The sequence below is a fragment of the Paraoerskovia marina DSM 21750 genome, from assembly GCF_000701465.1.
GTDB classification, from domain to species: domain Bacteria; phylum Actinomycetota; class Actinomycetes; order Actinomycetales; family Cellulomonadaceae; genus Paraoerskovia; species Paraoerskovia marina.
The window spans coordinates 1-16506 of the sequence record NZ_JNIY01000010.1; the positions used below are offsets into that span (position 1 = coordinate 1).

Consider the following 16506-nt stretch of genomic DNA (forward strand, 5'->3'; position numbering starts at 1 on the left):
GGGCCTTGACCCCAGATAGTGGACACGCTTGATCCAGGTTCGTCCTGGAGGAAGCGAGATGATCCACTCATGGCGAGGAAGAACTATTCCGAGGAGTTCCGCCTCGATGCGGTCGAGCTCTACCGGTGCACCGATGGCGCGACGATCAGACAGATCGCGGACGAGCTCGGGGTCTACGACGCGACGTTGTCGAGCTGGCTCAAGGCAGCCGGCGTGCCGACAAGGTCGGCCTCCGGGACGACGGCGTCGTCGACCACCGGTGGTGGGGCCGGGACCGCCGAGGAGGAGAACGCCCGGCTGCGCGCCCAGGTCGCCCGCCTGGAGGCAGATCTCAAGCGCACCGAGACCGAGAAGGACATCTTGAAGAAGGCGGCGAAATATTTCGCCGGGGAGACGAACTGGTGAGCCGCTTCCAGTTCGTCGCCGACCACTGCGACACCTTCGAGGTCAAGCGGCTGTGCAGGGTCATGGGGATCGCCCGTTCGTCGTACTACAAGTGGGTCGCCACCGCTGGCGCCAGGGCCGCCCGCAAGGCCGCTGACGACGCCCTGGCCGCGCGGATCGTGGCGGTGCAGAAGAAGGACAAGGCCTACGGGGCGCCGCGGGTGACCGCGGACCTCAACGACGGCGTCGCCGAGCCTGAGCGGGTCAACCGCAAGCGAGTCGCCCGCGTGATGCGTCAGCACGCTCTGCCCGGGCTGCGGCTGCGCCGACGTGTACGCACCACGATCCCTGAACCCGCCGATCGCAAGTACCCCGATCTACTGGGCCGCGACTTCACCGCCGTCGAGGCGAACCGCAAGTACGTCGGCGACATCACCTACCTGCCCTGCGGTGACGGCACATTCCTCTACCTGGCCACCGTGATCGACTGCTACTCACGCCGACTGGTCGGCTGGTCGATCGCCGACCACATGCGCACCGAGCTCGTCATCGACGCCCTGGATGCCGCAGCCCGTGAACGCGGCACCCTGACTGACGCGATCTTCCACGCCGACCATGGGGCGGTCTACACCTCCAAGGACTACGCCGCTGCCTGCGCCCGCCACGGCGTGCTGCAGTCCATGGGCGCCGTGGGCTCCAGCGCGGACAACGCCCTGGCGGAGTCGTTCAACGCCACGATGAAACGCGAAACCCTCGCCGGCGCGCACGCCTACCACGGCCCCGAACACGCCCGCCGGACCGTGTTCCGCTGGATCAACCACTACAACAAGCGCCGCCGCCACTCCTGGTGCGGATACCGCTCACCGATCACCTACGAGACCACGACCACCGCTACGCTGCGACTGGTCGCCTAACCACCCAGCGCGTGTCCACTATCTGGGGTCAAGGCCCACGAATCCGCCCAGACTGAATAGGTGTCATCACTAGTTCTCGTCGAATGCCTGCCGTCCTCGTGGCCTCGACGCAATGCAGTTTGCCGCACCCCTTCCGCCACCGTCATCGCTACGGCTGCCTCTGTGTGATCCCTTGCTGAGGAGTCACGGCGAAGTCGTGCCGCGCCAATGCGCTTGCGCCACTCCCTGGGCACGACTCCATCGAGAAGAGTCCCAAGTTCCGCGATGATCTCGTCCTCAGCCACTGTGCGGCGGAGTCGAGCCGATCCCCTACGGGCAACAACACCTCGCACCTCGCGAACAAGGCTCTCGGTCAACGGGGCGTCGACCAGATGGCCACGGCGCCACGGGACCTCGACTATTCGGCCCGTATCGCTCGTGCGAAACCAGACGCGCGACACGTCATGTGGGTCGTAGTGGAACGGCATTGCGGCGTCTTGCTCGCGAAAAGTCCCGAGAACCACGTTCCGGTAGCCATCCAGCTCGCGGCAGTCATAGACCAAGTCCTCAAACTCCACGCCTGAGGACCTGACCGTGCCCCACCGAATCGGCAGGAAGTCGTAGATGAGGTCAGGTCGTTGCGGAACATGCAAACGACCGGTGATCCGCAACAGAGCGTCGAACATCTCGACAGGGCGCAGATCAATCCCCTCCGCACCCGGCACACGGAGTCCGCTGTGCGGGGTTCGGTGGTAGTCCAAGACGATCCAGCTCCGCAGCCAGCGCTCCAATTCGCCCGCTGTGAGCAGCGGTTCATCGTCGTCCGCTCCGGGGGTTCCTACGACCCGACCCCGTTGGGCAACATTTCGGCCCTTGTACCCAGGCAATTGCTGAAGCCCTCGCTGGAGGGTCTCGTGGTACCTCTCCAAGATGCCGTTATCGATGGGTCGGCGTGTGCGAGAGAGAGCAAGGTCGATCCCAAACCGGGCGAGCAGTTCCCGAAAGACCTGCGAGACAAAGATCGAACCGTGGTCTGCGCGAATGGATGAAGGCTGCACAGCCGGTACGACGTGAGTCCCATGTAGCCCCGCCGCGGTCGGCAACCGTCGGCAGGACCGAGGACACGTGACCTCTATGCCGGAGCAGTCATCCTCTGCCTCAGACTCGTCCGCATAGAACTCAACCTGCTCCGGGACGCCCGCCCATGCCCAGTCCGACACGGTGGTTCCCTCAACGACTTGCGAGAACGGCCGCATGACGTCGTAGAGCAGCATCGCCGCATCGTGCGAATCCGCGCTCATCGGCACGACACGCAGCGCGAGAATCATGCGCGTAGCGGTGTCCATTGCGGAGATGATCTCGACGCTGCAGGGCCCTCCTCGCGTCGGACACCACACGAGGACATCCGAACGCGTAACATCGATCGCGACCATCTGTCCCGGAACCATCGCCGGGTAGGACTGGGTGCCTCCGACGCCTCGAAGTTTGTTCGATCGCTGGGCCCGCGTAGTTCGTCCCTGATGCCGCACGAGGTGGCTGATGTATTGGCCGGCGGCCCGTTCCGGGGCACGAATCTCCCGGCCGTCCGCCGCTAGTTGTGCCTTGATCCGCCGGTTGATCTCCCGCTGGCTCACTGTGGACACATCGCCATCAAGTTCGGCAATCACATCGTTGGCAACTCGTCGCCATTCCCACGGGATCGTCGAAAACGCTTCGACTGTCTTAAGTCGCCGCCCATCGACGAGCCCGAGCAGTCCACCGGTCTCCCATCTTCGTACCCAACTGCTCACCGAGCTCACGGACACAGGCCGACTATGGGTTCCACGACTGGTCCGCGCCTCATGAGTCAACCGCTCTGCCATCCGCGTTGCGCGCTCTGCGACAGACGATCCCAACGTCGGGTCGAACAGGTCTGACGGTTCACCCTCCACTGCGAGGATTTGATGTCCGTTCCGGTACCCAGTCATCAACTCCTGCACGATGGCGAGCTTCCACATCGCCTCAGTGCGCGCGGGACCACTCAGACGTGTCCAGACCTCGGCAAAGCCTCGAAGCGCTGGCGGATCAGGCTCCGCAGGGTTCGTACTGTCGATGGGCTGTATGGTACGAAGATCTGGCCACTCCACCCAGGTCACCGAACCACGCACATCGCGCAATTCGATCCCGGCCCTATCGACATGCACGACCACTGCGGTGCCATCTTCAGTCAGTACCATCGACCCCGCCCGAAGCTCAATTCGGTTCTCACGCACGGCTCACACCGCCGATGCTGACCCTTGAATTAGCGGTGAGCGGCTCGTCGACATTGATGGCCAGATCCCCGGTCCAGATGAGATGCCACATGGTGGCGATGAGGTGCCCGTCGCCCTCGTCGAGAGCAAGCAATGCTCCCAATGCGACACCCGGCGCCGCTGTTCTCAGAAGAACCGACGCAATTCGCGCATGAGGCCACTTCGGTGGCCGACGAAATGTCGCCAACCACATCACGTTCAGTCGACGGGCGTTGGGTTGCGTACCGAAGACCTCGTAGCCCCAGCCCACGCTCGCTGTCGCCTCTCTAGTCAGAGCCGCCACTTGCCGAAACTTGTCGTTTTGGCGGACATCGGGGCGAACGTCCCAGAGCACCCGCTTGCCGCCGGTATGGACCGCAAGGAGGTCAACGACGTGCGTGCGGCCATCGTCAAACTGGATCGCGACCGGTTGTGCCACGATCCACTCAACATCGCAATCGCGGTCGAGGCTACGAGCGGCCTCGAGCTCAAGCGTCGACTCCACCAACAGGGTTGACCCCGTGGTCTGACAGGCAATCCGTACAGGCGTGTGTCGGGACATCGCATCCGCTGCAGGACGGCGGACCGGCTTCAGCCGACGCAACGGAGGGTCTCCACGGGACCAATCCCACGCAGCAACGCCATCGATCCGAAAGATCCACGTCGGCCCCATCGTGCAGTCCTCCCGCAGGCCATCTGGCGGTCACCAAGGCATGACGACGCACAGCACGCACTTCATGTACGGCGGGGGTCACGCACTCTAGACTGGCCATCGACGGCCCTTCGTCTTCACCTGACACATCAGAGCCGTCACCGGGGTGTCGCTGTTGTCGCAGCGGCACCCCATTTCACGCTTACGCGCGGGCTCTACCACCACGGGGATGGTCCGATAAGACTAGTCCCGATCGATCAGATGCGATAGATGGTTTCGTCCACGAGTACCGATCCTCAGTTGCTGACATGACCTATCTAGCACAAGATGGGCGGGTAGGTTTCGTCCATCATCTCTCACACCGAGAGTCGAAAACCATCCTGACCAGGCGTGTTAGGCATTCCGGAAGCCGGAGACCAGATGCTGACTGAAGAAGACCTCTACGCGCCCCAGCCCTGCATGGAGCCTTCCTGCACGAAGCAATGCACCCTCGCTCCCGTTGGCCGCCCCGGTGCATTCTGCAGCTCCGCTTGCCGGAACAGGCACCACCGCCGACGCGCGGAACTCCTGGACGCGCTCGCCGAGGTCGACTCCGCGTTGACGGCCGCTCGCAAAGTAGACCGCTCGAACCTCCTGAGCCGCCGAAAGGCCCTGCGCTTCCAACTCTTCCGATACCCCGACATCGCAACATCGGCACTCGGCCCACCCTGATCCCGCAACCGCGCCCCGCGAAGAGCAGAGGGACCCGGGCAACACGATCAGCCCACCTCATGGAACAGTCAAGAATCGATCAATTTTCGTCCAGTTTAACTAGGTGGGAGTTTCCTCAGAATAGGTTGCATCTCGACAAACAGGTCAACTCATGCCTGCATGTCGACGAACCGCGAGTAGTGACCCTGGAACGCGACCGTGATCGTGTCCGTCGGCCCGTTTCGGTGCTTTGCCACGATCAGGTCGGCCTCGCCGGCTCTCGGCGACTCCTTCTCGTACGCATCCTCGCGGTGGAGCAAGATCACCATGTCGGCGTCTTGCTCGATCGAGCCCGACTCGCGAAGGTCCGACATCGCCGGCTTCTTGTCGGTGCGCTGCTCGGCGCCACGGTTCAACTGCGAGATCGCGATCAGCGGCACCTCGAGCTCCTTCGCGAGGAGCTTGAGTGCACGCGAGAACTCGGAGACCTCCTGCTGACGCGACTCGACGCGCTTGCCGGACGTCATGAGCTGCAAGTAGTCGATGACCACGAGCCGCAGATCGTGCTTCTGCTTGAGTCGCCGGCACTTGGCCCGGATCTCCATCAGCGACATGTTCGGGGAGTCATCGATGAACAGCGGCGCCTCGGTGATCTTGCCCATGGTGGACGCGAGCTTCTGCCAGTCGTCCTCCCCCATCGAGCCGTTGCGCATCTTCTGCAGGTGGATACGCGCCTCGGCGGAGAGCAGACGCATGGTGATCTCGTTGCGGCTCATCTCGAGCGAGAACACGACGGACGTCATGTCGTGCTTGATCGACGCGCTGCGTGCGATGTCGATGCCGAGCGTCGAGTTGTGCGTCGGGATCATCGACCGGCTCGCGAGGTACAGGTGCTCAGGGTGGGCGATCTCGACGCATCGCACGAGGACCGAGGGTGTCTCGCGCACGTCGACGATCTTCCACGCGCGCTGATCGGTCGCGACCGTGTGCGCATCGCCCTGCGCCATCGACCGGGCGATGGCCTCCGTCGTCAGGACCTCGACGTCGTCCCGTCGACCGCTCGTGCTCGTCGCCCACTCGTGGAGCGCGTCCGCGACGATCGTCGTCCCGTCGTCGAACACCACCTCGTAGCAGGGGCGGTCCTCGAGGACCTCCGTCGCGCGGATGACCTGCGTCGGCGTTCCGTCGGCGGCGATCAGCTCGTCGCCGACCTCCACCTCGCCCATCGTCGTCCAGCCCGAGGGTGTGGGCAGCGGGGTGTCGAGCGCGAGCGCCTTGCCGATGGCCGGCCTTGCTGCCAGGACGATCATCTGCCCGGGGTGCAGCCCGTTGGTGAGGCGGTCGAGGTCCGCAAACCCGGTCGGCACGCCAACCATGCCCTCGCCACGGTGGCCCGCTGCCTCGATCTCGTCGACGGTGCCGCCGATGATGTCGCCGAGCGGCACGTAGTCCTCGGCGGCACGGCGCTCGGTGACGGAGTAGACCTCGGCCTGGGCGTTGTTGACGATGGTGTCGACGTCGCCGCCGTCGGCCGCGTAGCCGAGCTGGACGATGCGCGTCCCGGCCTCGACGAGACGGCGCAGCACGGCGCGCTCGCGCACGATCCGGGCGTAGTACCCGGCGTTCGCGGCGGTCGGCACCATCGAGATGAGGTCGTGGATGTAGGGCGCTCCACCGATGCGGCCGAGCTCGCCGCGCTTCTGCAGCTCGGCGACGACGGTGATCGCGTCGGCCGGCTCACCACGCCCGTAGAGGTCGACGACGGCGTCGTAGACGGCCTCGTGCGCCGGGCGGTAGAAGTCCGTGCCGCGGACCTGCTCGATGACGTCGGCGATCGCGTCCTTCGAGATCAGCATGCCGCCGAGCACGCTCTGCTCGGCCGCGACGTCCTGCGGCGGGGTGCGGTCGAAGGCTGCGCCCCCGGAGGGTCCCTCGCCACCGAAGCCCGCTTCGAGCTCTTCGATCGACATGTGCCCTCCATACGCCTCGTCGGTGTCCGCCGCTCCCCCGGACGGTCGGGCCCTCGAGAGCAGTTCTACTCCGAGCGACCGACATTCGGAGCGGCCCACGTTCCGGGCCGCAGAGACACGACCACGCGACGATAGGACTCCCCCCACCCCGGGGCAACACGATCGGGGCCCAGCCTGTGGACAGTGCTGTGGACGGCCTGTGGACGACGCCCACATCCCTGTGCACACCCCGTGGACAAGGGTGTGGATAACTCACGTCACACCTGTGCGACGGCCCCGAGGAGCCGCATAAACACTAGCCTCTAGCGTGTGGACGAAAACTCATCCGGCGACACGCCGACGACACGCCGAGGCAACCCGTCGTCCACGCCGCCCAGCGGGCGACAGATGGACCGGGAGATCCTCGGGCTCGCCGTCCCCGCCCTGGGTGCCCTCGTCGCCGAGCCGATCTTCGTGCTCGTCGACAGCGCCGTCGTCGGGCATCTCGGCACCGCCCAGCTCGCCGGACTCTCCCTCGCCAGCACGCTGCTGCTGACCGTCGTCGGGCTCTGCGTCTTCCTCGCCTACGCCACCACCGCCGCCGTCGCGCGACGCATCGGGGCCGGGCACGAGCGCGAGGCCCTGCAGTCGGGCATCGACGGCATGTGGCTCGCCCTCGGGCTCGGCGTCGTCCTCTCGGCGGCGCTGCTCGCGCTGGCCCCGTGGGCCATCGACGTGATGGGCGGGTCCGGCGACGTCGCGGGCTACGCCGTCGTCTACCTGCGGATCTCCTCGCTCGGGCTTCCGGGAATGCTGCTCGTGCTCGCCGCGACGGGCGTCCTCCGCGGCATGAAGGACACGCGCACCCCGCTCTACGTCGCGGCGGGCGGGGCCGTGTTCAACACGATCCTCAACGTCGTCCTGGTGTACGGGTTCGGGCTCGGTATCGCAGGCTCCGCCATCGGGACCGCCGTCGCCCAGTGGTCGATGGCGGTGATCCTCGTGGCGGTCGTCGTCCGCGGCGCCCGCGCTGCCGGAGCCTCGATGCGACCGGCGGCCGGCGGGATCTGGCAGAACGCCGTCGCCGGGACGCCCCTGCTGATCCGGACGCTGTCCCTGCGCCTCGCGATCCTGCTGACCGTCTTCGTCGCCACCGGCCTCGGCGCCGTCACCCTGGCCGGCTACCAGGTGGTGAACTCCGTCTGGGGCCTCGCGGCCTTCGCCCTCGACGCGCTCGCGATCGCCGCGCAGGCCCTCATCGGGCAGAGCCTCGGTGCCGGTAACGTCGGTGCCACCCGCGCCGTCCTGCGTCGCACCCTGCAGTGGGGAGTCCTCGGGGGCGCGGCGATCGGCCTCGTGATGGCGCTCGGCGGCTGGTGGTTCGCGCTGCTGTTCACCAGTGACCCCGAGGTGCGCGTCGCCGTCGCGCTCGGCATGGCTGTGGCAGGCGTGCTGATGCCGATGGCCGGGTGGGTGTTCGTGCTCGACGGGGTGCTGATCGGTGCCGGCGACGGCCGCTACCTCGCCTGGGCGGGGATGGTGACGCTGGTGGTCTACGCACCGTTCGCGCTGGCGGTCGAGCGCTGGGCCCCGGACGGACCCGTGGGCCTGGCGTGGCTGTGGCTCGCCTTCGCCGGGGTGTTCATGGCGGCCCGCGCCGTCACCACCGGCCTGCGGGCCCGGGGCGGCCGCTGGATGGTGACGGGGGCGTCGCCGGCATAGCGCCCCCGCGGGGACGACGGGGCCCGCCGAGGCGGAGCCCGCCGCCGCGGAGCCGCCGAGACGGTCGCTGACGTGGTCAGGGAACGCAGAAGCCCGGCCCCCGCACGGGGACCGGGCTACTGAGCGTCAGCTGCAGACGGGTCAGGCCGAGACGACCTGGACGTCCACGTTCGCCGACACCTCGGGGTGCAGGCGGATCGCGACGGTGTACGCGCCGACCGACTTGATCGGCTGACCGATCTCGATCTTGCGCTTGTCGACCTTGGGGCCCTCGCCGGCCGCGATGGCGTCGGCGATGTCGGCCGTGGTCACGGCACCGAAGAGACGACCGGACTCGCCGGCCTTCGCGTCGATCGTGAACGGCTTGGACTGCAGCGAGTCGCGCGCAGCCTTCGCGTCGTCGAGCGACGCGATCTCGCGGGACTTGCGAGCCTTGCGAATCGCAGAGACCTGCGACTCGGCGCCCTTGGACCACGGGGTCGCGAGCTTGCGGGGGACGAGGAAGTTACGGGCGTACCCGTCCTTGACCTCGACCACGTCGCCGGGCTCACCGAGTCCGGTGACCTCGTGCGTGAGGATCAGCTTGGCCATGAGAGTTCCTTCCTGATCCTGATCAGCGAGCGGACGACGAGTACGGCAGCAGGGCCATCTCGCGTGCGTTCTTGACGGCCTTGGCGATCTGACGCTGCTCCTGCACGGACACGCCGGTGACGCGACGTGCACGGATCTTTCCGCGGTCAGAGATGAACTTCCGCAGAAGAGCGGTGTCCTTGTAGTCGACGGTCTCGATCTTGGCCGTCTTGAGCGGGTTAGCCTTCTTCTTCGGCTTACGCACCACAGGCTTTGCCATGGCGTAGCTCCTTCGTCTTCATGTCCGGGGATCCGGTGCGGGCAGTGCCGGCACCGTCACCCGGAAGGGTGTTCTGGGGTGAGGCGTCGATCAGAACGGGGGCTCGTCCGAGAACCCGCCGCCGGAGGCCGACGCGGGTCCCGCGGTTGCCCACGGGTCGTCGTTCTGACCGCCACCGGAGTTGCTGAATCCTCCACCGGAGCTGGCGTTGCCGCCACCACCGAACCCACCGCCGCTGCTGGAGCCGCCGCCACCGAATCCGCCGCCGCCACCACCGCGTGAGGCGCGGGTGACCTTGGCCGTGGCGTAACGCATGGACGGGCCGACCTCGTCGACCTGCAGCTCCACGACGGTGCGCTTTTCACCCTCACGGGTCTCGTACGAACGCTGGACGAGCCGGCCCTGCGCGATCACGCGCATGCCCTTCGTCAGGGACTCTGCGACGTTCTCCGCAGCCTCACGCCAGAGGGAGCAGCGCATGAACAGCGTGTCGCCGTCCTTCCACTCGTTGCTCTGGCGGTCGAACTGCCGAGGCGTCGACGCGATCGTGAAGTTGGCGACGGCCGCACCCGACGGGGTGAAGCGAAGCTCCGGGTCCGCGGTCAGGTTCCCGACCACCGTGATGACGGTGTCTCCAGCCATGCCAACTCCTCAGTCTCGTGTCCCGGACGAGCGGCGGTGCGCCGTCGTCGGTGCGTTCGTGTCGTTCCGAGTCACTACCCAACCACGGGCGGGTGACACCGTCACGACGAGCGTGGGGGTGTGTGGAAAAAGTTTCAGCGCTTGCCGGTACGCAGGATCTTCGTCCGCACGACGGACTCGTTGAGTCCGAGCTGGCGGTCGAGCTCCTTGGCGGTGTCCGAGGTGGAGGTGAAGTCGACGACGGCGTAGATGCCCTCGGACTTCTTCTCGATCTCGTAGGCGAGGCGACGACGGCCCCAGATGTCGATCTTGTCGATCGAGCCACCCTCGGTCGTGATGACCGAGAGGTACTTGTCGAGCGACGGAGCAACGGTGCGCTCCTCGACACTGGCGTCGAGGATGACCATCATTTCGTACTGGCGCATGCGTGAACCCACCTCCTGTGGACTCTGCGGTCACGGTATTTCCGTGACAGGAGGGTTGATGCGATGCCGTGCCCGGCTCCCCGAGGTCGGGGGTGAGGACACAGCGACGCACCAGTCTACCGGATCTCCAGGAGGGCTACTGCCCACCACCGTTGCCGTTGTTGTTGCCGTTGCCGCCGCCCTCGGGATCAGGGGTGGTCTCCGTCGGCTGCGGCTCGGTCGGCTCCGTCGGCTCGGGCGGCTCCGTCGGCTCGGCTGGCTCCGTCTCCGTCGGCTCCGGGTCGGGGTCCGGCGCCTGCGGCTCCGGTCCCTTCGACACGGTGATGCCGATGGTGGAGCCGGCGGGGACGTTCCCGGCGCCCGAGACCCGGATGACGACGCCCGGGGGCTGGTCGGAGTACTCCTCCGAGACCTGGGCGTTGAGTCCCAGTGCCCCGAGGGTCGCGACGGCGTTGGCCTGCGACATCCCGACGAGGTTGCCCGGCACCTTGACCGTCTCGGGCTCCTCGGTCTCCGGCTCCTCGGTCTCCGGCTCCTCGGTCTCCGGCTCCTCCGTCGGCGTGTACGTGGGCGTCGGCTCCTCGAACTCGGCGAACTCCTCGACGGGCTCGCCCTCGAGGGCCTGGGTCATGTAGTCGGTCCAGGCGTTGACGGGCCACGAGCCACCGGTCATCTCCGAGTACCCGCCGAACGGCGTGATGGTGTCGTTCCCGCCGTCCTCGCCCGGCTGCCAGATCCCGACGACGGTCGCGAGCTGCGGGGTGAAGCCGGCGAACCACGCGGCGACGTTGTCGTTGGCCGTCCCGGTCTTGCCCGCGGCGGGACGCTCGAGCGCCTGCGCCGGGTTTCCGGAGCCGCCCGGCTCCTCGATCACCTGGGTCATCGCGTACGTCGCGGCGCCGATGACGTCCGGGTCGGCGACCCGCTCGGGCGTGCGCGGCGGGTCGTACTTGCTGTCGCCGTTGGCAAGGGTGACGTTCTTGACGATGTGGGTGTCGTTGTGGAGACCGCCCGCCGCGATCGTCGCGTACGCGGTGCCGAGCTCGTACGGGTGGACCTCGTTCACACCGAGCACGTTGGACGCGACGGCCTGGATCTCGGAGTCGATGCCGAGCCGGTGCGCGACGTCGACGGTCTTGTCCGGCCCGATCTCGACGTTGAGCTGGCCGTAGACGGTGTTCACCGACTTGGCGGTCGCCTCGACGAGGTCGATGTTGCCGTACTGCTCGTTGTTGAAGTTGCCCGGGTTCCAGCCCTCGGGGTTGTCGGCGCTCGGCTCGATGATCTGCATCGGGCTGTAGCCCGGGTACCGGTCCGTGAGCTGCTTGCCGTTCTCGAGCGCACCGATCAGCGTCAGCGGCTTGAAGGTCGAGCCCGGCTGGGCCGCGCCCTGCGTGACGTTGTTGAACTGGTGCTCGATGAAGTCGGGGCCGCCGTAGAGCGCGACGATGCCACCGTCCTCGGGGTCGATGGAGACGAGGGAGAACTCGACGGCGTCGTCCGCGTCCTCCGGCATGCTCTTCGCGGTCGCGACCGCCGCGTCCTGCGCGGTCTTGTCGATCGTCGTGTGGATCTGGAGCCCACCGGTCTGGATCTCCTCGTCGGTGAAGCGCTCGCTGGCGATCAGCTCCTCCTCGACCATCTTCAGCAGGTAGCCGTCGGTGCCGCCGTACCGGTTCTCGCGCTCCCAGTCGTAGTACTCGGGGAACTCGGCCTCGTCGTACTCCTGCTGGGTGATGTAGCCGTCCTCGAGCATGTTGTCGAGGGTGCGCTGCCAGCGCGCCTGAGACATTTCGAGGTTGGACTCGGGGTCCCAGTTGCGCGGCGAGGGGATCAGGCCCGCGATCATCGCGGACTCGGAGATCGTCAGCTCCGTCGCCGACTTGTGGAAGTACGTCTGCGCGGCCGACTCGATGCCGTACGCGTCACGGCCGAAGTAGATGGTGTTGAGGTAGTTGCCCAGGATGTCGTCCTTCTCCTGGGTGTTCGTGATCTTCAGCGCGAGGATCGCCTCGCGGAACTTCCCGACGTAGTCGGTCGTCGTGCCCATGTAGTAGCGCTCGGCGTACTGCTGGGTGAGGGTCGAGGCGCCCTGGCGCTCCCCTCCGGTGAGGTTGTTCACCGCCGCGCGCGCGATACCGCGCAGGTCGATGCCGGAGTTCGTCCAGAAGGTGCGGTCCTCCGAGGCGACGACGGCGTTGCCGACGTAGTCCGGGAGCGAGTCGTACTCGACGATCTCGCGGTTGCCGTCCGAGGCGAAGAGCTTGCCCATCTCGGTCTCGCCGTCGTCGAAGTAGACGGTGCTCGCCTCGAACTTGGTGAGGTCGGAGGCGAGCGGCACCGTGATCGTGTTGTACGCGGCGATCACGACGCCGGCGACCAGCGCCATCCCGGCGAGCATGGTGCCCACGAGGACGCGCCAGGACGGCAGCCACCGGCGAAAGCTCTTGACGTGCGAGCGCGGGTAGTTGACGAACCTGCGGCGCGGCGCGGCATCGGCGCTGCCGACGGCACCGCCCCGGTCACGGTCTTTCGCCACGGTGATCCTCTTCCTCGCACGTATGGGTCAGGGCGCCGTCGGACGGCAGCCCACCGAAACACTAGACGGTCGCACCGTGAGCAGGTCGCCCGGTGTCCGGATCTGAGCACATCCCGCAGATGATCCGCAGGCCCCTCGCACCTTCTTCACAACCCTGCGCGTCCGCGCTCCCGTTGACCGATCACCGTCGGCGACCTAATCTGACGATGTATCGACTCGATACATCGATTGTACTAAAGTGCTCTTCGTCAGCTTCCCGGTCGCCCACGCGACCGCGGACACCGTGCCCCGGGAGGTCAACATCGCGCGCAGCCGCTCGGCCGTGCTCGAGACCGCGATCCTGGGCATGCTGGCTGATTCGCCGCTGCACGGGTACGAGCTGCGCAAGCAGCTCAACCTGCTGCTCGGCTCCTTTCACGCCCTGTCCTACGGGTCGCTGTACCCGGCGCTGAAGTCGATGAGCGCCCGGGGCCTGATCGTCGGCACCGAGTCACCCGCGATCCCCGGCCACGCCCTGGCCGGCCGTCGCGGGCGGATCGTGTACGAACTCACATCCGAGGGCAAGGAACACCTCCAGGCGCTGCTCGCATCGTCGGGCCCCGCCACCTGGGAGGACCAGAACTTCGACGTCCGCTTCGCGTTCTTCGCGCAGACGGACGCCGACACCCGCCTCCGGATCCTCGAGGGCCGGCGAACCCGGCTCACCGAGCGACTGGAGTCGGTTCGAGAGTCCGCCGCGCGTACGCGTGAACGGCTCGACGAGTACACCGAGGAGCTTCAGCGCCACGGCCTCGAGCAGGTGGAGCAGGAGGTTCGGTGGCTCGACGGTCTGATCACCACCGAGCGTGACCGGCACCAGAACACCCACACCACAGCCGACGACGACTCTCGTCCCGGCACGAACAGCAAGGAGCAAGGATGACCTCCATCCGCGTCGCCATCGTTGGCGTCGGTAACTGCGCTTCGTCCCTCGTCCAGGGCGTGCACTTCTACCGCGACGCTGACCCTGAGGGATCCGTTCCCGGCCTGATGCACGTCCAGTTCGGCGACTACCACGTCTCCGACCTCGACTTCGTGGCCGCCTTCGACGTCGACGCCAAGAAGGTCGGGTTCGACCTCGCCGAGGCGATCGACGCGTCCGAGAACAACACGATCAAGATCGCGGACGTCCCGCCGACCGGCGTGACCGTGCAGCGCGGCCCGACCCTGGACGGCATCGGCAAGTACTACGCCGAGACCATCGAGGAGTCCCCGGCCGAGGCGGTCGACGTCGTCGCGGCGCTCCGCGAGGTCGAGGCCGACGTCCTCGTCTGCTACCTGCCCGTGGGGTCGGAGGAGGCCGCCAAGTTCTACGCGCAGTGCGCCATCGACGCGGGCGTCGCCTTCGTGAACGCCCTGCCGGTCTTCATCGCCTCGGACCCCGAGTGGGCCGAGAAGTTCGAGACCGCCGGTGTCCCGATCGTCGGCGACGACATCAAGTCGCAGGTCGGCGCGACCATCACGCACCGCGTGCTCGCCAAGCTGTTCGAGCAGCGCGGCGTGGTCCTGGACCGCACCTACCAGCTCAACGTCGGCGGCAACATGGACTTCAAGAACATGCTGGAGCGTGAGCGTCTCGAGTCCAAGAAGGTCTCGAAGACGCAGGCCGTCACGTCCAACCTGGACGGCCCGCTGGCCAACAAGAAGTCGGACCGCAACGTCCACATCGGCCCGTCGGACTACGTCGCGTGGCTCGACGACCGCAAGTGGGCCTACGTGCGTCTCGAGGGTCGCGCGTTCGGCGAGGTGCCGCTGAACCTCGAGTACAAGCTCGAGGTCTGGGACTCCCCCAACTCGGCCGGCATCATCATCGACGCCGTGCGTGCGGCGAAGATCGCCAAGGACCGCGGCATCGGCGGCCCGATCCTCTCGGCCTCGACGTACTTCATGAAGTCTCCTCCTGTACAGATGGAGGACACGAAGGGCCGGGCGCAGCTCGAGGCCTTCATCGCGGGCGACGCCGAGCGCTGACCCGATCGTGGCGGCCCACCCCGGTGGGCCGCCACGACGGCCGTCATGGGTTCCGTCCTCGCCGACCTGCGGGCGCTCCTCGCGCTCCAGGGCTTCCGCCGCCTCTTCACCGTCCGTCTGGTCTCCCAGTCCGGCGACGGCATGTTCCAGGTCGGCCTCGCCACGCTCTTCTTCTTCTCGGCGACCTCGCAGGGCACCGCCGAGGAGGTGGCGATCGCGTTCGCCGTGCTGCTCGCACCGTTCACGATCGTCGGCCCGTTCGCGGGCGTCTTTCTCGACCGCTGGCGACGACGCCAGGTGCTGCTCTGGGGCAACCTCACCCGGGTCGCGCTGACCGCGGTCATCGCCGTCGTCATGCTGACGTCCGGCGCCGGGCCGTGGATCTACGTCCTCGCCCTGCTCACCCTCTCGGTGAACCGGTTCCTCCTCGCGGCCCTGTCGGCCGCCCAGCCGCGGGTGGTGGACGGCCCGCTGCTCCTGACCGCCAACTCGCTCGCCCCGACCCTCGGGGCGGTCGCCGCCGGTGCCGGCGGACTGATCGGGTTCGTGCTCGGCCTCGGGTTCGAGCCCGGCCGGGTCAAGGACTCCGCGGCCCTGGTCTGCGCCGCGGTCGCGTTCGCCGTCGCCGCCGGTCTGGCCACCCGCATGGACAAGGACCTGCTCGGCCCCGACCGGATCGTGCGCGGCGCCGAGCTCCGCGGCGAGTTCGCCCGGACGGCCCAGGGCCTCGCCGACGGCGCGCGCTACCTCTGGGCCCGCCGCACGCCGGGACAGGCGCTCACCGTGATGGCGACGCACCGGTTCGTCTACGGCGTCACCTTCATCGCGAGCATCCTGATCTCGCGCAACGTCCTCGCAGACCCGGCGGACACGCAGGCCGGGCTCGCGGCGTTCGGGTCGGTCCTCGCCGCGTCGGGGCTGGGATTCGCGTTCGCCGTGCTCCTCACGCCGACGCTGAGCCCGCGCACGGGCCCGCACCTGTGGATCGCGATCATGCTGTGCCTGGCGGCGGGGAGCCAGGTGCTGCTGGCCGTCACGCTGACGTGGACGACCATGCTGGTCGGCGCCGTCCTGCTCGGGCTGGCGGCCCAGGGAGCCAAGATCGCGGTCGACACGATCGTCCAGCGCGACACGGACGACGCGTTCCGCGGACGGGCCTTCGCGCTCTACGACGTCCTGTACAACGCGGCCTTCGTGGGGGCGGCGGCGCTGGCCGCGCTCGCCCTCCCGGACTCGGGGTACTCCCCCGGCGTGTTCGCGGGGCTCGCCGTCGTCTATGTCGTGGCTGCCGTCGTGTACGGACGGTTCGCCGCGCGGACCCCGGCCGACGTCGGGCCTGTCGACCGAGGCCGACCGGCCCGTCCTCCCGCATAGCCGACTCACAGGATCCACAAAAGTGGTAGCGATCCCACGGTCTGTCGGGTAGACCTCTCCGTCAGGTGTCGCGCACAATCGGAGACTCCAACCGCGATCCTGGGCA

At 67.4% G+C, this 16506-nt stretch carries 13 protein-coding genes; 5 read left to right on the forward strand and 8 right to left on the reverse strand.

Annotation, left to right across the window (positions count from 1 at the left end; genetic code table 11):
* Positions 1 to 69: 69 nt before the first annotated feature.
* Positions 70 to 1298, forward strand: a protein-coding gene (locus Q343_RS0112100) for an IS3 family transposase (RefSeq protein ID WP_407946453.1) whose coding sequence is annotated in 2 segments (ribosomal slippage) — positions 70 to 385 and positions 385 to 1298 — 1230 coding nt in all. Because the reading frame shifts where the segments join, the coding sequence is not laid out codon by codon here.
* On the opposite strand, the gene Q343_RS14945 is transcribed toward Q343_RS0112100, so the two are convergent.
* The 3 genes from Q343_RS14945 to dnaB all read right to left on the reverse strand — a co-directional run bounded on the left by Q343_RS14945 (position 1295) and on the right by dnaB (position 6859).
* Positions 1295 to 3529: a Mu transposase C-terminal domain-containing protein gene (locus Q343_RS14945; protein ID WP_155990740.1), complete on the reverse strand. Its 2235-nt coding sequence runs from the start codon at positions 3527 to 3529 to the stop codon at positions 1295 to 1297. The two genes, Q343_RS0112100 and Q343_RS14945, sit on opposite strands and share 4 nt — an antisense overlap.
* Positions 3522 to 4220, reverse strand: coding sequence for a TnsA-like heteromeric transposase endonuclease subunit (locus Q343_RS14950; RefSeq protein ID WP_081829814.1), 699 nt, complete (start codon positions 4218 to 4220; stop codon positions 3522 to 3524). The genes Q343_RS14945 and Q343_RS14950 overlap by 8 nt, the downstream gene beginning before the upstream one ends.
* Positions 4221 to 5059: 839 nt before the next feature.
* Positions 5060 to 6859 (reverse strand): replicative DNA helicase, encoded by a 1800-nt coding sequence (gene dnaB / locus Q343_RS0112115; protein ID WP_029253835.1) that lies wholly within the window; start codon positions 6857 to 6859, stop codon positions 5060 to 5062.
* Positions 6860 to 7246: 387 nt separating this feature from the next.
* Here dnaB and Q343_RS0112120 point away from each other — a divergent pair, with 387 nt between their 5' ends.
* Positions 7247 to 8560 carry an MATE family efflux transporter gene (locus Q343_RS0112120; RefSeq protein ID WP_043110068.1) on the forward strand — a complete coding sequence of 438 codons (1314 nt, stop codon included), beginning with the start codon at positions 7247 to 7249 and terminating at the stop codon, positions 8558 to 8560.
* 141 nt (positions 8561 to 8701) lie between these two features.
* Here Q343_RS0112120 and rplI read toward each other — a convergent pair whose 3' ends face one another.
* The 5 genes from rplI to Q343_RS0112145 all read right to left on the reverse strand — a co-directional run bounded on the left by rplI (position 8702) and on the right by Q343_RS0112145 (position 13016).
* A complete protein-coding gene (gene rplI, locus Q343_RS0112125) occupies positions 8702 to 9151 on the reverse strand; it encodes a 50S ribosomal protein L9 (protein ID WP_029253837.1) in 450 nt (149 codons plus the stop codon).
* Between the two features lie 22 nt (positions 9152 to 9173).
* Positions 9174 to 9410: a 30S ribosomal protein S18 gene (gene rpsR, locus Q343_RS0112130; protein ID WP_029253838.1), complete on the reverse strand. Its 237-nt coding sequence runs from the start codon at positions 9408 to 9410 to the stop codon at positions 9174 to 9176.
* 90 nt (positions 9411 to 9500) lie between these two features.
* Positions 9501 to 10052: a single-stranded DNA-binding protein gene (locus Q343_RS0112135; RefSeq protein WP_029253839.1), complete on the reverse strand. Its 552-nt coding sequence runs from the start codon at positions 10050 to 10052 to the stop codon at positions 9501 to 9503.
* 134 nt (positions 10053 to 10186) lie between these two features.
* Positions 10187 to 10477, reverse strand: a complete 291-nt coding sequence (rpsF, locus tag Q343_RS0112140) for a 30S ribosomal protein S6 (RefSeq protein ID WP_029253840.1) — start codon at positions 10475 to 10477, stop codon at positions 10187 to 10189.
* Between the two features lie 136 nt (positions 10478 to 10613).
* Positions 10614 to 13016: a transglycosylase domain-containing protein gene (locus Q343_RS0112145; protein WP_052367185.1), complete on the reverse strand. Its 2403-nt coding sequence runs from the start codon at positions 13014 to 13016 to the stop codon at positions 10614 to 10616.
* 346 nt (positions 13017 to 13362) lie between these two features.
* On the opposite strand from Q343_RS0112145, the gene Q343_RS0112150 reads away from it, so the two are divergent.
* Genes Q343_RS0112150 through Q343_RS0112160 form a run of 3 tightly spaced genes read left to right on the forward strand, consistent with a single transcriptional unit; the run spans position 13363 to position 16400 of the window.
* Complete coding sequence (locus Q343_RS0112150; RefSeq protein ID WP_052367202.1) at positions 13363 to 13938, forward strand: PadR family transcriptional regulator; 576 nt, start codon at positions 13363 to 13365, stop codon at positions 13936 to 13938.
* A complete protein-coding gene (locus tag Q343_RS0112155) occupies positions 13935 to 15026 on the forward strand; it encodes an inositol-3-phosphate synthase (protein WP_029253843.1) in 1092 nt (363 codons plus the stop codon). The genes Q343_RS0112150 and Q343_RS0112155 overlap by 4 nt, the downstream gene beginning before the upstream one ends.
* A gap of 45 nt (positions 15027 to 15071) precedes the next feature.
* Complete coding sequence (locus Q343_RS0112160) at positions 15072 to 16400, forward strand: MFS transporter (protein ID WP_052367186.1); 1329 nt, start codon at positions 15072 to 15074, stop codon at positions 16398 to 16400.
* The last annotated feature ends 106 nt before the right edge of the window (positions 16401 to 16506 follow it).

What these genes read in the sequence shown, in the direction of transcription:
- Q343_RS14950 (WP_081829814.1), bottom strand. Translation starts at nt 4,220, where the DNA reads ATGGGGCCGACGTGGATCTTTCGGATCGATGGCGTTGCTGCGTGGGAT.
- dnaB (WP_029253835.1), bottom strand. Translation starts at nt 6,859, where the DNA reads ATGTCGATCGAAGAGCTCGAAGCGGGCTTCGGTGGCGAGGGACCCTCC.
- Q343_RS0112120 (WP_043110068.1), top strand. Translation starts at nt 7,247, where the DNA reads ATGGACCGGGAGATCCTCGGGCTCGCCGTCCCCGCCCTGGGTGCCCTC.
- rplI (WP_029253837.1), bottom strand. Translation starts at nt 9,151, where the DNA reads ATGGCCAAGCTGATCCTCACGCACGAGGTCACCGGACTCGGTGAGCCC.
- rpsR (WP_029253838.1), bottom strand. Translation starts at nt 9,410, where the DNA reads ATGGCAAAGCCTGTGGTGCGTAAGCCGAAGAAGAAGGCTAACCCGCTC.
- Q343_RS0112135 (WP_029253839.1), bottom strand. Translation starts at nt 10,052, where the DNA reads ATGGCTGGAGACACCGTCATCACGGTGGTCGGGAACCTGACCGCGGAC.
- rpsF (WP_029253840.1), bottom strand. Translation starts at nt 10,477, where the DNA reads ATGCGCCAGTACGAAATGATGGTCATCCTCGACGCCAGTGTCGAGGAG.
- Q343_RS0112150 (WP_052367202.1), top strand. Translation starts at nt 13,363, where the DNA reads ATGCTGGCTGATTCGCCGCTGCACGGGTACGAGCTGCGCAAGCAGCTC.
- Q343_RS0112155 (WP_029253843.1), top strand. Translation starts at nt 13,935, where the DNA reads ATGACCTCCATCCGCGTCGCCATCGTTGGCGTCGGTAACTGCGCTTCG.
- Q343_RS0112160 (WP_052367186.1), top strand. Translation starts at nt 15,072, where the DNA reads ATGGGTTCCGTCCTCGCCGACCTGCGGGCGCTCCTCGCGCTCCAGGGC.